Below are 1,901 nucleotides of genomic sequence, written 5' to 3' on the forward strand. Positions count from 1 at the left end.
TCTTTTACGCTATCTTGAATTCGAGCTTTGAGTGGACTGGCTTCTTGAGGCATTAGAATGAGATTCTAATCAGCAATTAGTACATGCGAACGCGGCTAGCGTTTTCACGAGACAGTTTCTTTTGGTGACGTTTAACAGCGGCAGCTGCAGCACGTTTACGAACAGTTGTTGGTTTTTCATAAGCTTCGCGAGCGCGAGCTTCAGCAACCGTACCGGCTTTTTCACAAGCACGTTTGAAACGACGTAAAGCTACGTCAAATGGTTCGTTTTCTTTAACCTTAACAGATGGCATTCAATACATTCCTAAACAGACAATTACGGAAAAGCCCTTAATTGTACGAGATCTATTTCGGAAAGAAAATACTAAATGCGAATTAGTTGGATGAGACCACCCCCAGCAAGGCATAATAATTGGCATTAATTTAATGCAGTCAGAATAAATTTATGCGTGTTTTAGGAATTGAATCATCTTGCGACGAAACCGGTATTGCACTTTATGATACTGAAAAAGGATTGTTAGCTCACGCACTTTTCAGTCAGATAGATATGCATGCCGAATATGGCGGTGTGGTGCCGGAACTGGCTTCCCGTGATCATATTCAGAAGGCGTTACCCTTAATGCAACAGGTTCTGGATGAAGCGGGTCTGCAACGTAAAGATATTGATGCAGTGGCTTATACCGCGGGTCCGGGTCTGGTAGGGGCTTTACTGGTGGGCGCGGCAATTGGCCGCAGTCTGGCCTGGGCGTTAAATATTCCAGCCTTGCCAATCAATCATATGGAAGGGCACCTTTTATCGCCGTTACTGGAAGCGAATCCACCGGCATTTCCATTTGTATCTTTATTAATTTCCGGCGGCCATACCTTACTGGTTGATGTTAAGGGCGTGGGGGAATATGAATTAATGGGCGAATCCATTGATGATGCGGTGGGTGAAGCGTTTGATAAAACCGCCAAAATGTTGGGGCTGGGTTATCCGGGCGGCCCGGCCTTAGCGGCTTTAGCGGAAAAAGGACAAGAGGGCGCCCATATCTTTCCCAGACCGATGACCAATCGTCCGGGTTTGGATTTCAGTTTCAGTGGTTTGAAAACATTTGCTTTAAACACCTGGCATAACAGTGATCAGAGTGAACAGGCCAAAGCCGATATTGCGCTGGCGTTTCAAACAGCGGCGGTGGAAACCCTGGTGATTAAATGTCGCCGTGCATTAAAACAAAGTGGTCATAAGCGTTTGGTCGTGGCCGGTGGCGTCAGTGCCAATAAATCTTTGCGCGCGGCTTTAGATGCATTACCGAAAGTGCAGGTTTATTACCCGCAATTACAATTCTGTAGCGATAACGGAGCGATGATTGCATTTGCCGGTGCTATGCGCCATCAGGCGATGCTACTTGAAACCGATGCTACGTTTAATGTGCGTTCGCGTTGGCCATTAGATGAGTTAACGCCGCCAGCTTCAGCCTGACTTCTTCTCTTCACCGGCCAGCAAACGCTGGATATTGCTACGATGCCGCCATAGCAACAATAAGGCAATGAACAGAATAACCGTACGTGCAAACACCGTATCAATAAGCCATAAGCTATAAACCGGTGTCATTGCCGCAGCGGCAATGGCGGATAAAGACGAAATCCGGCTAATGGCAAAAACCAGAATCCAAGTCAGTAACGCCGCTCCAGCCAACGCAGGTGACAACGCCAGAAATGCACCTAATGCTGTTGCGACACCTTTGCCACCTTTAAACTGGAAAAAGACAGGGTATAAGTGCCCAAGAAATGCAAAGAAAGCGATTAAAGCCAGGATATCAATATCAAAGCCTAACATTCGTCCGATTAATACCGGGATGACGCCCTTTAATACATCAATAAGCAGAACCAGTGCTGCGAGCTTTTTGCTGCCCATCCGCA

General features: G+C 46.8%; 3 protein-coding genes. 1 reads left to right on the forward strand and 2 read right to left on the reverse strand.

The features are described from left to right. Positions 1-76: 76 nt before the first annotated feature. Positions 77-292 carry a 30S ribosomal protein S21 gene (gene rpsU / locus B3O33_RS07795; RefSeq protein WP_014705573.1) on the reverse strand — a complete coding sequence of 72 codons (216 nt, stop codon included), beginning with the start codon at positions 290-292 and terminating at the stop codon, positions 77-79. A gap of 152 nt (positions 293-444) precedes the next feature. On the opposite strand from rpsU, the gene tsaD reads away from it, so the two are divergent. Further along, positions 445-1,461: a tRNA (adenosine(37)-N6)-threonylcarbamoyltransferase complex transferase subunit TsaD gene (gene tsaD / locus B3O33_RS07800; protein ID WP_292361017.1), complete on the forward strand. Its 1,017-nt coding sequence runs from the start codon at positions 445-447 to the stop codon at positions 1,459-1,461. On the opposite strand, the gene plsY is transcribed toward tsaD, so the two are convergent. Continuing rightward, positions 1,453-1,901, reverse strand: a 449-nt coding sequence (gene plsY, locus B3O33_RS07805; RefSeq protein WP_292363343.1) for a glycerol-3-phosphate 1-O-acyltransferase PlsY, incomplete at its 5' end; no start/stop codon positions are given. The genes tsaD and plsY overlap by 9 nt on opposite strands.

The sequence above is a fragment of the Methylophaga sp. UBA1464 genome (assembly GCF_002325665.1).
Taxonomy (GTDB): domain Bacteria; phylum Pseudomonadota; class Gammaproteobacteria; order Nitrosococcales; family Methylophagaceae; genus Methylophaga.

What these genes read in the sequence shown, in the direction of transcription:
- tsaD (WP_292361017.1), top strand. Translation starts at nt 445, where the DNA reads ATGCGTGTTTTAGGAATTGAATCATCTTGCGACGAAACCGGTATTGCA.
- rpsU (WP_014705573.1), bottom strand. Translation starts at nt 292, where the DNA reads ATGCCATCTGTTAAGGTTAAAGAAAACGAACCATTTGACGTAGCTTTA.